At 60.6% G+C, this 13,591-nt stretch carries 11 protein-coding genes and 1 tRNA gene; 4 read left to right on the top strand and 8 right to left on the bottom strand.

What is annotated here, in order from left to right; all coding sequences use genetic code 11:
- Window positions 1-19: 19 nt before the first annotated feature.
- From VSX56_RS09650 to VSX56_RS09635, 4 genes are all read right to left on the bottom strand, one after another.
- Entirely contained in the window at window positions 20-727 is a 708-nt protein-coding gene (locus VSX56_RS09650; RefSeq protein ID WP_339113944.1) for a hypothetical protein, read from the bottom strand.
- Between the two features lie 73 nt (window positions 728-800).
- A complete protein-coding gene (locus tag VSX56_RS09645) occupies window positions 801-2,234 on the bottom strand; it encodes an NAD(P)-dependent oxidoreductase (RefSeq protein ID WP_350936686.1) in 1,434 nt (477 codons plus the stop codon).
- Between the two features lie 154 nt (window positions 2,235-2,388).
- A complete protein-coding gene (locus tag VSX56_RS09640) occupies window positions 2,389-3,189 on the bottom strand; it encodes an undecaprenyl-diphosphate phosphatase (protein WP_339113946.1) in 801 nt (266 codons plus the stop codon).
- A 4-nt stretch (window positions 3,190-3,193) separates the two neighbouring features.
- On the bottom strand, window positions 3,194-4,177 hold the full coding sequence (locus tag VSX56_RS09635) for a complex I NDUFA9 subunit family protein (protein WP_350936684.1): 984 nt from the start codon (window positions 4,175-4,177) through the stop codon (window positions 3,194-3,196).
- A gap of 182 nt (window positions 4,178-4,359) precedes the next feature.
- On the opposite strand from VSX56_RS09635, the gene VSX56_RS09630 reads away from it, so the two are divergent.
- A tRNA-Leu gene (locus tag VSX56_RS09630) sits at window positions 4,360-4,444 on the top strand.
- A 165-nt stretch (window positions 4,445-4,609) separates the two neighbouring features.
- Window positions 4,610-6,391 carry an ABC transporter transmembrane domain-containing protein gene (locus VSX56_RS09625; RefSeq protein WP_350936827.1) on the top strand — a complete coding sequence of 594 codons (1,782 nt, stop codon included), beginning with the start codon at window positions 4,610-4,612 and terminating at the stop codon, window positions 6,389-6,391.
- Window positions 6,392-6,516: 125 nt separating this feature from the next.
- On the opposite strand, the gene VSX56_RS09620 is transcribed toward VSX56_RS09625, so the two are convergent.
- The 4 genes from VSX56_RS09620 to VSX56_RS09605 form a co-directional block, all read right to left on the bottom strand.
- The gene (locus VSX56_RS09620) at window positions 6,517-6,645 is read right to left on the bottom strand and encodes a hypothetical protein (RefSeq protein WP_339113948.1); all 129 of its coding nucleotides are present in this window, start codon (window positions 6,643-6,645) and stop codon (window positions 6,517-6,519) included.
- Window positions 6,646-6,875: 230 nt separating this feature from the next.
- The gene (gene mutT, locus VSX56_RS09615) at window positions 6,876-7,280 is read right to left on the bottom strand and encodes an 8-oxo-dGTP diphosphatase MutT (RefSeq protein ID WP_350936682.1); all 405 of its coding nucleotides are present in this window, start codon (window positions 7,278-7,280) and stop codon (window positions 6,876-6,878) included.
- Complete coding sequence (gene argJ, locus VSX56_RS09610) at window positions 7,277-8,641, bottom strand: bifunctional glutamate N-acetyltransferase/amino-acid acetyltransferase ArgJ (protein WP_339113950.1); 1,365 nt, start codon at window positions 8,639-8,641, stop codon at window positions 7,277-7,279. Before argJ ends, mutT begins: the two co-directional genes overlap by 4 nt.
- Window positions 8,642-8,667: 26 nt before the next feature.
- Window positions 8,668-9,582: a peptidylprolyl isomerase gene (locus tag VSX56_RS09605; protein WP_350936679.1), complete on the bottom strand. Its 915-nt coding sequence runs from the start codon at window positions 9,580-9,582 to the stop codon at window positions 8,668-8,670.
- A gap of 181 nt (window positions 9,583-9,763) precedes the next feature.
- Here VSX56_RS09605 and secA point away from each other — a divergent pair, with 181 nt between their 5' ends.
- Complete coding sequence (secA, locus tag VSX56_RS09600; RefSeq protein ID WP_350936676.1) at window positions 9,764-12,478, top strand: preprotein translocase subunit SecA; 2,715 nt, start codon at window positions 9,764-9,766, stop codon at window positions 12,476-12,478.
- A gap of 170 nt (window positions 12,479-12,648) precedes the next feature.
- Entirely contained in the window at window positions 12,649-13,587 is a 939-nt protein-coding gene (locus VSX56_RS09595) for a hypothetical protein (RefSeq protein ID WP_350936674.1), read from the top strand.
- Window positions 13,588-13,591 lie beyond the last annotated feature (4 nt).

Genomic DNA, 13,591 nt, shown 5'->3' with positions numbered 1-13,591 from the left:
TCGTTTGGGGCTGCGCCGGTCAGTACAAATCTTCGGGGCGCAGCGCCGTCATCATCATGTCGCAGTCAAAGAGCGGCTTAGCCGCGCCGAAGCCCTCATCGCCCTTGCGGGAAAAGGTGACCGGCGCATCATTGGTCTCTATGTTGTCGCCTTGCGGGTTCTGGAAGCTCTCGCGCCCCGAGAAGAAGACGCGCAGATCGCGGTCGATATACTGGATGCCGGAGCGGCGGGCGATCACATTGCCCTCGCCGTCCTGCGTCTCCAGCGTGAAATCGGCGCGTTCCATACTCTTGCCGTCGATCGTCACCGTCTCGCCGGTCAGCCAGTCGCGGCCGATCTGGCGGCGGGTCTCGCCGAAATTGTTCCGCGTGACGAAGTCGTAATCATCCTCGCCCGTTTCCAGAAGCGCGCTGAAAGAAGCGTTGTCTTTCGATGCAGCTTCATCCAGCTCGGCGATTTCCCCGCTTTCGAGGCTGATCGAGCGGAGCCAGCGGGTCTCGTGATCGATCAGCGACAGGAAATATTCGCCCTCGCCATCGGCATAGGAGATCCAGCGATCGCCCTCGGCGTCCCCCGCGCAGTGATAGAGATTGGCGACCTGACAGCTATGCATCTGAACCGTCAGATCCAGCGTGCAGTTCTCAGGCACGGCGAACGTATCGTCCGCCGATTGGGCCTGAGCGCTGGCGCCGCTCATCAGAAGTGCAAAAACTGCCACCCATTTCATGGGTCCGGTCCTTTCCGTCTCTTCGCGCCGGTCCCTCTGGTTTGCTTTAAGGAACCGGCCTGCGTGGATAGGGTTACTCGGCGGCGACGGCCGTCACGCCATCGAGGTAGCGGATGATCTCGGCACCAGCCTCGCGGCCGTCACGGATCGCCCAGACCACCAGCGAGGCCCCGCGCACGATATCGCCTACTGCGTAAACGCCGGCGATATTGGTCGCATGGGTGCCGAACTCGGCCTTGACGGTCCCCCAACGGGTCACTTCAAGCTCTTTGGTGTCCCATTGGTCCTGCAGGTCTTCCGGCTCGAAACCGAGGGCCTTGATGACCAGATCGGCTTTCTCCTCGTAGATACCGCCCTCGATCGGCTCGGGCGACTGACGGCCCGACGCATCGGGCTGGCCCAACTTCATCTTCTGGATGGTGATCGAGGAAACCGGATTACCGCTGAAGCCCTTGGGGGCGGCCAGCCAGACGAATTCCGCGCCTTCTTCCTCGGCGTTCTGCACCTCGCGCTGCGAGCCGGGCATATTCGCGCGGTCGCGGCGGTAGAGACATTTGACCGAGGTCGCGCCCTGACGGATGGCGGTGCGCACGCAGTCCATCGCGGTGTCGCCACCACCGATGACCACGACATTCTTGCCCGCCGCGTTCAGCGTGCCATCCTCGAACTCGGCAACCTCATCGCCGAAGGACAGTTTGTTCGAGCAGGTCAGATAGTCGATGGCGCGCACGATACCGGAGGCATCCGAACCCGGATCACGCAGATCGCGGGTCTTGTAGACGCCGGTCGCGATCAGGACCGCATCATGCTTGCCGCGGATCGCGTCAAAGGTGATGTCGGTGCCGACGTTGCAGTTCAGCACGAACTCGACGCCCGCTTCCTCGAGCTGGGTCACGCGGCGCATGACGATATCCTTCTCCAGCTTGAAGCCGGGGATACCGTAGGTCAGCAGGCCGCCTGCGCGGTCGTGACGGTCATAGACAGTGACCTTGCAGCCCGCACGGCGCAGCACATCCGCCGCCGCCAGACCACCGGGGCCCGCGCCGATGATGCCAATGCTCTCTTCGCGCTCTTTCTTCGGTTTGATCGAGGGGACCCAACCGTTCTCGAAGGCGGTGTCGGTGATGTATTTCTCGACCGAGCCGATGGTCACGGTGCCGTGGCCCGATTGCTCGATGACGCAATTTCCTTCGCACAGACGATCCTGCGGGCAGATGCGGCCGCAGATTTCGGGGAAGGTATTGGTCGCCTGAGAAATCTGGTAGGCTTCCTCCAGACGGCCCTCCGCCGTCAGGCGCAGCCAGTCGGGAATGTTATTATGCAGCGGGCAATGTGTATGGCAATAAGGCACACCACATTGCGAACAGCGCCCTGCCTGCTCGGCAGCTTTCTGTTCGGCATATTCCGCGTAGATTTCGTTGAAGTCCTGGGCGCGTTGCTTTGCATCGCGCTTCGCCGGCATTTCCTTTGCCGTCGAGACGAACTTCAGCATGCGTTGCTTGGCCATGGCTAGCGCCTCCCTAGCGTTTCTTTGGGACTTTGCTACACGCTCGGGAAAGGCATTAAAAGTAAGAGGTGCTGACCTAAATATAGCTTTTTTTCGGATTCATGCAGTTTCGTGAGAAAAATTGCTCCAAAATAGGTCAGCTATTAATACCTACCTAGCGGAGAAGCCCGAAATAGCCAAAGATCGCAAGGCCGACAAGGATGCGCCAATAGCCGAAAACCGCGTAGCCGTGACGGGAAATGAAGTCGAGCAGGTGGCGCACGACGATCACTGCCGAGATAAAGGCCATAACGAAGCCGATCACGATCAGCATCATGTCGTCAGCGTTCAGCACATCGTAGTTCTTGTAAAGGTCATAGGCGAAGGCACCTGCCATGGTGGGCATGGACAGGAAAAAGCTGAATTCGGCCGCCGCGCGTTTCGAGACACCCATCAACATGGCGCCGACGATGGTCGAACCCGACCGCGATGTGCCCGGGATCATTGCCAGACATTGGATGAAACCAATCGCAAGGGCCTTACCCAGCGGGATCTTCATGGCGTCATCATGTTTGGGATGCAGATCCATCTTGTCGATAACGATCAGGATAATCCCGCCCAGAACGAGTGTGGTGGCGATGATAAGCGGCGAATCGAAGAGCACGCGCTTGATGAAATCATGTGCCGCGATCCCGATAAATACAGCGGGCAGGAAGGCCAGCAGCACCGAGAAGATAAACCGTCTTGCCTGCGGATCATGCGGGGCGGAGGAGAACACCTCGTAGAGCTTCTTGGCATAGACGCCCAGAATCGCGAGGATCGCGCCCAGCTGGATCACCACTTCAAAGGCATGGCCGGTCGAGTGGAAGCCGAGCATCTCGCCCACGATCAGCACATGGCCGGTGGACGAGACGGGAAGGAACTCTGTGAGACCCTCTACAAATCCAAGTATCGCGGCGGAGAGGGTATCATTCATCAGATCAGGACCGTTTTAGATTTTTGGCAGAAGCTTGGATATCTTCATACTGCCCATGCGGGCGGAAGCGCCAGAGGTAACCCGGCATGATCGCTCCCATTGCCATAGGTGTGATGCCGAGTTGAGCAAAGCCCCGCGCATCTGCCGAAACGATGTTGTCTTTCTTGAGGTTTTTCACCTGATCTCGGGTCAGGAGCGTGTTGTTGAAGAGCCCGCCGGTCGCGCCCTGCAACCCATCGAAGACGCTGGCCATCAGCGAGGCTAGACCGAAGGGCATATTGAAGATCGCGCGCTTGCGGTTGATGACGCCCAGCATGGTTTTCATCAGCTCGGTGAGGCTTGCCTGATCGGGGCCGCCCAGCTCGAACGTGCCCTTGGCCTTGCCCTCGACGCCCATGACAGCGGCGGCGGCCACATCATCCACCCAGACCGGCTGGAATTTCGAGCCCCCACCGGTGATCGGCAGGACCGGAGTGAAGCGGCTCATCGCGGCAAATTTGTTGAAGAACCCGTCTTCGGTGCCAAACAGGACCGAGGGGCGCAGGATCATCGCATCGGGGAAGTGCTGCAGTACTCCCGCCTCACCCTTGGCCTTGGAGCGCGCATAGGCGCTGGCCGAATTGGCATCGGCACCGATGGCCGATAGATGGACCATGGTCTTCACGCCCAGCTCGGCGGCGATGCGGGCGATTCGCTCCGCGCCATCGGCCTGCACGGCGTCGAAACCATTCTTGCCGGCGACATTCAGGATACCTACGCAGTTCACAACCGCATCCGCCCCCATCATGGCCATGCGCACAGAGGCGTCATCACGGATATTGCAGAACACGGGCTCGACCTGACCGACCGCGCCATAGGGTTTGGTGAAAAGCGCCTCGTTCGGGCGGCGAACGGCGATCCGGATGCGCCAGCCATCCTTCGCAAGCCGGCGGGCGATATAACGCCCCACAAAACCGGAACCACCATAGATCGTGACAAGTTTCGACATCGGCTGGGCCTCCCCCTTGCAGATTTTCCCTTCCTGATTACCGATTTACACCCCTCCGGACAAGAGGCCAGCGGCAATGCAAATTTTCTACGAGAAAAATGAAAATTTCCTATTGACGGTTTCGGGCGCTCCCCGTAGAAGGCCCTCACACAAGCTGAGCTGCCTCGCAGCAAGGTCGGAACGCCCAGATGGCGGAATTGGTAGACGCGCACGGTTCAGGTCCGTGTGCCGCAAGGCGTGGAGGTTCGAGTCCTCTTCTGGGCACCAATTTCAAAAAGCCGCGGATCGCAAGATCTGCGGCTTTTGACTTTTGGGCCGCCCGAACGTTCCCATTCGGCTTCACAGTCCCGCAACCTTCCTCCCGAATTGTTATTCGAGCCTTGTCTGCAAGGGGTTCCCTGCCTAAACCGCGGGTAAACCGCAGGAGGCCTTATAGTGCGAAGATCCAAGACGAGTACCGAAGATCGCCCGACCACCAAGAAGATCGGTGCGCTGAAAGGCCTCTGGCCATTCCTGCGACCCTATCGCGGCCTTGCGCTGTGTGCGCTCCTCGCGCTGGTGCTGACCGCCTCCGTTTCGCTGATCCTGCCGATTGCGGTCCGCCGCGTGGTGGACGGGTTCAATAGCGGTGCGGCGCTTCTTGACCAGTATTTCGGTGCGGCGCTGGTAATCACGGCGCTTCTCGCGATAGGGACGGGCGCGCGCTATTATCTTGTAACGCGCTTCGGTGAACGGGTCGTGGCCGATATCCGCATGGCGGTGTTCGATCGTGTGATTTCCATGTCGCCCGCCTTCTACGAGCGAATCCTCACTGGCGAGATCATCTCGCGTATCACGACCGATACCACGCTGATCCTGTCGGTGATCGGATCCTCCGTCTCGGTGGCACTGCGCAATTTCATGATCTTTGCAGGCGGGATGGTGATGCTGCTGGTGACCTCGGCCAAGCTCACGGGGCTGGTGCTGCTGATCGTGCCGGCGGTGATCGTGCCGATCGTGGTTCTGGGGCGCCGTCTGCGCGGCCTCTCGCGCGAGAATCAGGACTGGATCGCCAGTTCCTCCGGTTCGGCCTCCGAGGCGCTCCTGTCGGCGCAGACCATCCAGGCCTTTACCCATGAGGTCCGCACCCGCCTGCGCTTCCGCGATGTGACGGAAAAGAGCTACAGCGCCGCCAATCGCCGGATCCGCACGCGCTCGCTGATGACGATGATTGTCATCTTCCTGATCTTTTCTGGTGTGGTGGGTGTGCTGTGGATCGGCGCGCGGGATGTGCGCAATGAGCTGATGTCGGTGGGCGAGCTGGTGCAGTTCGTTATCTATGCGGTGATGGTCGCGGGCTCTGTCGGCGCTCTGTCGGAGATCTGGAGCGAGCTGCAGCGTGCGGCAGGGGCGACCGAGCGTCTGATCGAGCTGTTGCAGACCAAGGACACGCTCGAGGATCCGGCCCAGCCGATGGCTCTGCCGCGTCCGGCGAAGGGGGCGATCAGCTTCACCGATGTCAGCTTCCATTATCCCTCGCGCCCCGACACTTCGGCATTGGATCATGTGACACTCGATATCGCCGCCGGTGAAACCGTGGCGCTTGTCGGGCCTTCGGGCGCAGGCAAGACCACGATCATCCAGCTGATCCAGCGATTCTGGGACCCGGAGACGGGGCGCGTCAGCATCGACGGGATCGATCTGCGCCAGATGGCCCGGCCCGATTTCCGTCAGGCGATTGCGCTGGTCCCTCAGGATCCGGTGATCTTTGCCGCCTCTGCCCGCGAGAATATCCGCTTCGGTCGCCCTGATGCCTCCGATGCTGAGGTGGAGGCCGCCGCCGAGGCGGCCCACGCGCTCGATTTCCTGCAGGCTTTGCCCGAGGGGCTCGATACCTATGTGGGCGAACGCGGTGTGATGCTGTCGGGCGGACAGAAACAGCGGGTGGCCATTGCGCGTGCCATGTTGCGTGATGCGCCGATCCTGCTGCTCGACGAGGCGACCTCGGCGCTTGATGCTTCCTCCGAGCGTGCGGTGCAGTCCGCGGTCGAGAAGCTCTCGCAGGACCGCACCACCATTATTATCGCGCACCGCCTGGCGACGGTGAAGAAGGCCGACCGGATTGTGGTCTTCGATCAGGGCCGGATCGTGGCACAGGGCACCCATGAGAGCCTCGTGGCCGAAGGCGGGCTCTATGCCGAGCTCGCGCGTCTGCAATTCACCGAAGGGGAGTGAGCCTCCCGTCCCTTACGCATAAAAAAAGAGGCCCCGTGGGGCCTCTTTTTCTTACCTTCTGACCTTTCAAGGCATCGACCGGACCGGCACGCCCTCCCCTGCGCGCCGTGGGACGCCTCTGGCGATCAGCGGGTAACCGGACGTCCGGTATAGAGTTCCTCACCAACGCGGACGGTGATTTTGCCGTCTGCAAGTTTGCTGTGGTAGATGCCCTGGATCGAAACCGAGCTGCCAACGGTGATAGTGCGAAGCATAGGGACCTCCCTTACAAGGTGCTACGGATCCTGATTAATCCGATATCTTTATAAAACAGGATTGTCATAAAATTGCAAAGAAAAAAGGCGCGGATGGGTGAATTATTTCTTAATCGTGGGCAGTTTTGAAACTTTGTCGACAATCGCGCGGCGAAACTGCCTATATTGCCGCCATTGAATGTGAAGGGCGCCCAGTTAGGGCGCCCAAAACACGAATCAAGAAGTTTTTCCTACAGCCAGTCCCGCAGCATCGGGACCAGCGGAATGTCGGCGGGCGGCATCGGATAGGTGGTCAGATCCTTGGCCTGCGCCCATTCCAGCGTCTGTCCCTCGCGCGGGGAGGGGATGCCCTCCCATTTGCGGCAGGCAAAGAGCGGCATCAGCAGATGGAAGTCGTCATAGCTGTGGCTGGCGAATGTCAGTGGTGCAAGGCAGCTCGCCCACGTATCGATGCCAAGCTCTTCCTTCAGCTCGCGGATCAGGCAGGCCTCGGGCGTCTCGCCCGGCTCGACCTTGCCCCCCGGAAACTCCCACAGACCCGCCATCGACTTGCCTTCGGGGCGCTGTGCCAGAAGCACGCGCCCGTCGGCATCGATCAGGGCGACGGCCGAGACGAGGATGATCTTCTTCGTCACGAACGGTAATCCGCGTTGATGTCGATATAGCGGTGGGTCAGATCACAGGTCCATACGGTCTTCGACGCCTCGCCTAGACCCAGATCCACGCCGATCACCAGCTCGGACTGTTTCATATAGGCCGATGTTTCCTCTTCGGAATATTCGGGATTGCGCCAGCCCTTTTCGGCCACCACGATATCGCCGAAGCGGATGGTCAGCAGGTCGCGCTCGGCATAGGCGCCGGATTTACCGACAGCCGCCACGATCCGGCCCCAGTTGGCATCCTCGCCCGCAATCGCGGTTTTCACCAGCGGCGAGTTGGCGATGGACATGGCGATGGTATGGGCATCGGCGGGGGTCTGTGCGCCGGTTACCTGCACTTCGACGAATTTGGTGGCGCCCTCGCCATCCATCACAACCTGTTTGGCCAGATCGGTCATCACGGCGCGCAGAGCTTTCTCGAAGGCGATCGAGGCGTCGGTGCCCTCGATCAGTTCGGCTGCAGGCGATTTGCCGGTCGCGGCAAGGATCAGCGCATCCGAGGTCGAGGTGTCGCTATCGACAGTGATCGCGTTGAACGTATCATCCACCTGCCACGACAGCAGTTTTTGCAGCAGCGCGGGGGCGATGGTCGCATCGGTGAAGATATAGACCAGCATCGTCGCCATATTCGGCGCGATCATCCCCGAGCCCTTGGCGATACCGGCGATCTTGATCTCGCCGCCTTCGCCTACGATGGTCGCGCATGCGCCTTTGGGGAAGGTGTCGGTGGTCATGATGGCGCGGGCCGCGTCGGAGATCGAGGCGGGGCTGAGTTTGGCCTTCAGCTCGCCCAGAACATTGGTGATCCGGTCATGCGGCAGCGGCTCGCCGATTACACCCGTCGAGGAGGTGAACACGCGCGAGGCGGGAAGATCCAGCGTCTCGGCCACTTTGCCCGAGATCGCATCGACCGAGGCCTGACCATTGGCGCCGGTAAAGGCGTTGGCATTGCCCGAGTTCACCAGAATGGCCGCGCCCTGATCGGAAGCCGGAGTGCCCGCAAGCTTGGCCTGATTGTCCAGCACACAGGCCGCACGGGTCGAGGATTTGGTGAACACACCCGCAATCGCGGAACCTGGGCAAATCTCGGCCAGCATCACATCGGTGCGGCCTGCATATTTGACGCCCGCTGCGGCAGATGCGAAGCGGACGCCCTCGATTTCGGGCAGGTCGGGGAAGGATGCCGGTGCAAAGGGCGAAATCAGCGAGACCTTCGCCGGAGCGATTTCGGCCTCGACCGCGCTGGCCTTCAGCTTCTTCTTGAGCTTCGTGACCTTGCTTTCAAGCTTGTCCACGCGCTTTGCGTAGCGCTTGATCGTCTTTTTCTTACCAGGCATATGCCATCCCCTTCCAGGTTTCGGCCTTATTGACCGAACAACTTATCGTTCTTCAGGATAGCAGGATCAATATCGTCGTCCATCCGCTTCACATCTGCGGCATCAACCGTGTCTTTCACGCGGCTCTCGACAGCTTTCTGGCGCAGATCGCCTTCAAGTTCGTCGCGGACATCTGCAAGTTTCGGCGCATCGGCGATACGCGATCCCTCACGTTTGATGATGTGCCAGCCATATTGCGTCTGGACGGGATCGGAGATCTGTCCATCCTTCATATCGGCCACGGCCGCGCCGAAGGGTTCGACCATCTGGTCGAGAGAGAACCATCCCAGATCGCCGCCATTGGCCGCCGCACCATCTTGGCTATTGGCTTTGGCGAGTTCGGCGAAGTCGGCACCGTCATCGAGCTGCTTCTTCAGCTCTTCGGCCTTTTCCTTGGTCGGCACGATGATATGGGCCGCGTGATATTCCGTCACCGGATCGGCGGCCTTGTATTTGGCATCATAGGCCTTTTGCACGGCATCGTCGGAAACGGCACGATTTGCGCTATATTCCAGCATGGAACCCGCCAGATAGGCGCGGCGCTGCACTTCCAGTGCCACATCATCACGCTTGGTCTTGCGGCCTTCGCCCAGCTCGGAAAGCGCGGTCTGCTGCACCAGTTGATCAAGGATCCCCTTGAACAGCGTCGCATCATCCATCTGCAGATATTGCGCGGGCAGGCTGTCGCGGACGATCTGCATCTGGCCCACGGTAATGTCCTTGCCATTCACGGTGGCGACCACCGTATCGGCGTTCACATCCTTGCGGTAATCTTTCTTGGCAGGCGTGGAGGCTGCTGTATCGGCCGCCGGCGCTGAGGGCGTGCTGTCTTGCGCATACGCACCGGCAGCCATCATCGCGACCACTGCAGCGGTTCCCAAAAGTTTCGTCAGTTTCGGCATCTTGGCCACTCCTTCATTGCCGCGTTTGTCCGCGGCGTTGACACTCTGACAGTCGACCCTTACATCGCCAAGGGTCAAAAAGGCTATCCGAGCCCTTTCTCACATGCTTCTTAGGGGGCGCCAGAAAGCGCGGCAAGGGTAGCTCCACACACGATTTGGTCAGTCCAATTGCGGAGAAGTCATGCTCGGGCTCGGAACACTCGCGAAAAAGGTTTTCGGCACGCCGAATGACCGCAAGGTAAAATCCGTTCGTCCGCTTGTGGCGAAAATCAACGCGCTCGAGGAAGAGTTCGCGGCTCTGACCGATGAGGGTCTCATCGGGAAGACGCGCGAATTCCAGAAGCGGGTGCAGGAGCAGGGCGAGAGCCTTGACGACCTGCTGCCCGAAGCTTTTGCCAACTGCCGCGAGGGTGCGCGCCGTGCACTCGGCCTGCGTGCTTTCGATGTCCAGCTGATGGCGGGGATCTTCCTGCATCAGGGCCAGATCGCCGAAATGAAGACCGGTGAGGGCAAGACGCTCATGGCGACTTTCCCCGTCTATCTCAATGCGCTGGCCGGTAAGGGCGTGCATGTGGTGACGGTGAACGATTATCTCGCGCGTCGTGACGCGGAGTGGATGTCGAAGGTCTATGGCGCGCTGGGTCTGACCACCGGCGTCGTCGTGCCTTTCCAGCCCGATGCCGAGAAAAAGGCCGCCTATCAGGCCGATATCACCTATGCGACCAATAACGAGCTGGGCTTCGACTATCTTCGTGACAACATGAAGAACTCGGTCGAGGAAATGGCGCAGCGCGGTCATTTCTTCGCCATCGTGGACGAGGTCGACTCGATCCTGATCGACGAGGCCCGCACGCCGCTGATCATTTCGGGTCCTTCCGAAGACCGTTCGGACCTCTATATCAAGCTCAACGCCTATATCCCCGAGCTGACCGAAGAGCATTACTCGATTGACGAGAAGGCTCGCAACGCGACCTTCACCGAGGAGGGGAACGAATTCCTCGAGCGTCGTCTGCAGGAAGACGGTATCCTCCCCGAGGGCCAGTCACTCTACGACCCCGAGTCGACCACTATCGTTCACCATGCCACGCAGGCGATGCGCGCGCATAAGCTGTTCAACAAAGACGATAATTACGTAGTGGCCAATGGCGAGATCGTGTTGATCGACGAACATACCGGCCGCGCCATGAAGGGCCGCCGCCTGTCGGACGGTCTGCATCAGGCGATCGAGGCGAAAGAGGGCGTGACGGTCCAGCCCGAGAACGTGACGCTGGCTTCGGTGACGTTCCAGAACTACTTCCGTCTTTACGAGAAACTGGGTGGTATGACCGGTACGGCCTCCACCGAGGCCGAGGAATTCGCCGAGATCTACAAGCTGGGCGTGGTCGAGGTTCCGACCAACCGTCCCGTGCAGCGGATTGACGAGCATGACCGTGTCTACCGCACTGCTATCGAGAAATATCAGGCGGTGATCGAGGCGATCCGCGAGGCAAATGCCAAGGGCCAGCCGATCCTCGTGGGCACCACCTCCATCGAGAAATCCGAGATGCTCTCGCAGCTGCTGACGCAGGCCGGCATCCAGCACAACGTTCTCAACGCTCGCCAGCACGAGCAGGAAGCCCAGATCGTGGGTGACGCTGGCCGTCTGGGTGCAGTGACCATCGCCACCAACATGGCCGGTCGCGGGACCGATATCCAGCTCGGCGGCAACGTCGAAATGCGCGTGCAGGAGGCGCTGAGCCAGGATCCCGAGGCCGATCCCGAAGAGGTCCGCGCCCGTATCGAGGCCGCGACCGCGGAGGAGAAACAGAAAGTGCTCGAGGCCGGTGGTCTCTTCGTTCTGGCCACTGAACGCCACGAGTCGCGCCGGATCGACAACCAGTTGCGTGGCCGTTCGGGCCGTCAGGGTGATCCGGGCCGCTCTCTGTTCTTCCTGTCGCTGGAAGATGACCTGATGCGCATCTTCGGCTCGGACAAGCTGGAGAACGTTCTGTCCAAGCTCGGCATGAAAGAGGGCGAGGCGATCATCCACCCGTGGGTGAACAAATCGCTCGAGCGTGCGCAGGCGAAGGTCGAGGGCCGCAACTTCGACATCCGCAAACAGCTTTTGAAGTTCGACGATGTGATGAACGATCAGCGGAAGGCGATCTTCAATCAGCGCCGCGAGATCATGGATAGCGACGAGGTGGGAGAGATCGCGGCCGATATGCGCCATCAGGTCCTCGATGACCTGGTCGACCAATATCTGCCGCCGAAATCCTATGCTGATCAGTGGGATATCGAGGGCTTCTCGGCCGCGATCCTCGAGCATCTCAACCTGACCCTGCCGCTGGCAGACTGGGCGCAGGAAGAGGGCGTGGATCAGGAAGTTATGCTGGAGCGGATAGAGGAAGCCTCGGACTCCTATATGGCCGAAAAGGAAGCCGCCTTCGGCCCCGACGTCATGCGCACCATCGAGAAGCAGGTCCTGCTGCAGACCGTTGATGCCAAATGGCGCGAGCATCTGGTGAAACTCGAGCATCTGCGTTCGGTGATCGGTTTCCGTGGCTATGCGCAGCGCGATCCGCTGTCGGAATACAAGACCGAGAGCTTCCAGCTGTTCGAGGCCCTTCTCGAAGGTCTGCGCCTCGATGTGACCCAGCGTCTGAGCCAGATCCGTCCGCTGACGGAAGAGGAGCGCGAGGCGCTTCAGGCCCAGATGTATAACGCCCGCAATGACGAGCCCGAAGAGCCCGAGCCGCAAACGGTGTCCGAAGAGCTTCCGCGGGTCGAGATCGGTGGCATCGCGAAAGAAGGCTTCGACGAGAACGATCCCTCGACCTGGGGCGAGCCGGGCCGCAACGATCCGTGCCCCTGCGGGTCGGGTCTGAAATTCAAGCATTGCCACGGCAAGCTTTGAATTCACTGGATACAAGCGGAGAGAGGGTGGCAATTTTGCCGCCCTCTTTTCATTTGCGCCATGCTCCCGCCATATCCGTGCCTTTCAGAGAACGCGTTTTGGTTATATCTTGTTAAGTAAGCATTAAGCGCCAAAGAGCGGATGGCCAAAGAGCGAGCAGGCAGAGCGAGATGAAACAGAAGATGCGCGAGATTTCGTTGATTCTGGGCACCGGTATAACAGCCGTGGCTTGCAGCCAGTTCATGCAGCATGCCGACCAGATCTTTGCCCAGCTGGGCGTTTCCACCGCCGATGCAGCCGTGCCCCATATCGCGCGTCCCGTCAGTGACGGGCATCTGGCCAGCGCTCTGGGCACGCGGCCCGTTCTGACGATGGCACCCACGCGGACGCCGGTCTCCGATCTCCCTCTGCCGGAGATGCCGGAGGATCGGATCTACTCGGCCAGTTTCTCGGGGGAGGGCGGTCTTGACCAACCCGCCCAAGCGCGTCTGCAGCTTGCGCAGGCAACCAGCTGCGCGGCGCCTGTTCTCAAGCTCGAGCCCTCGGAAAACGGTATGATTTCGGTGGAGTATACCGACGCCTGCAATGGGGGTGTCGTGGCCAGCCTGACCCAGCCCGGCCTGCAATTCGACGTAAAACTGGACGCGCAGGGCCAGTGGCGCGGGCTCGTGCCTGCCATGCTGGCCCAGACCTGTCTGACGGTGGCCAGCGTGGGGGGCGTGGCCTCGGCGGGGGTCGAGCAGCCCGAGGCGGAGGACTGGAACCGTGTGGTCCTGTCATGGGCGCGTCCCGTTGCCATGCATCTTTCTGCCAGGAAGGGCGATACGGAGGGCACTCCGGATGGGTATGTCACACGGTTTTCCGCGGTCGGGGATGGCCAGCAGGCGGAGGTCTATTCGACCCGTCTTGCGCTTGGCGAGACCCGCCTGAGTGTGGATGCGCCGGTCACCGGCGAGAGCTGCGGCCAGACACTCGAAGGCGGTATCGCATGGGCGGACCGGAGCAAGCTACATCCGGTCACAGCCGTCAATCTCATGATGCCCGAATGCGACCAGCAGGGCGGTTCGGTGGTCATGGATCTTCCGGATCTGAGCAAGGCCGGCCAATAAGATA

This window comes from Thioclava kandeliae (assembly GCF_040297545.1).
Classification (GTDB): domain Bacteria; phylum Pseudomonadota; class Alphaproteobacteria; order Rhodobacterales; family Rhodobacteraceae; genus Thioclava; species Thioclava kandeliae.
Note: the sequence above shows the minus strand (reverse complement) of the source record. Positions and strands in the feature narration are given on the sequence as shown.

What these genes read in the sequence shown, in the direction of transcription:
- VSX56_RS09650 (WP_339113944.1), bottom strand. Translation starts at nt 727, where the DNA reads ATGAAATGGGTGGCAGTTTTTGCACTTCTGATGAGCGGCGCCAGCGCT.
- VSX56_RS09645 (WP_350936686.1), bottom strand. Translation starts at nt 2,234, where the DNA reads ATGGCCAAGCAACGCATGCTGAAGTTCGTCTCGACGGCAAAGGAAATG.
- VSX56_RS09640 (WP_339113946.1), bottom strand. Translation starts at nt 3,189, where the DNA reads ATGAATGATACCCTCTCCGCCGCGATACTTGGATTTGTAGAGGGTCTC.
- VSX56_RS09635 (WP_350936684.1), bottom strand. Translation starts at nt 4,177, where the DNA reads ATGTCGAAACTTGTCACGATCTATGGTGGTTCCGGTTTTGTGGGGCGT.
- VSX56_RS09620 (WP_339113948.1), bottom strand. Translation starts at nt 6,645, where the DNA reads ATGCTTCGCACTATCACCGTTGGCAGCTCGGTTTCGATCCAGGGCATC.
- argJ (WP_339113950.1), bottom strand. Translation starts at nt 8,641, where the DNA reads ATGCCTGGTAAGAAAAAGACGATCAAGCGCTACGCAAAGCGCGTGGAC.
- VSX56_RS09605 (WP_350936679.1), bottom strand. Translation starts at nt 9,582, where the DNA reads ATGCCGAAACTGACGAAACTTTTGGGAACCGCTGCAGTGGTCGCGATG.
- secA (WP_350936676.1), top strand. Translation starts at nt 9,764, where the DNA reads ATGCTCGGGCTCGGAACACTCGCGAAAAAGGTTTTCGGCACGCCGAAT.
- VSX56_RS09595 (WP_350936674.1), top strand. Translation starts at nt 12,649, where the DNA reads ATGAAACAGAAGATGCGCGAGATTTCGTTGATTCTGGGCACCGGTATA.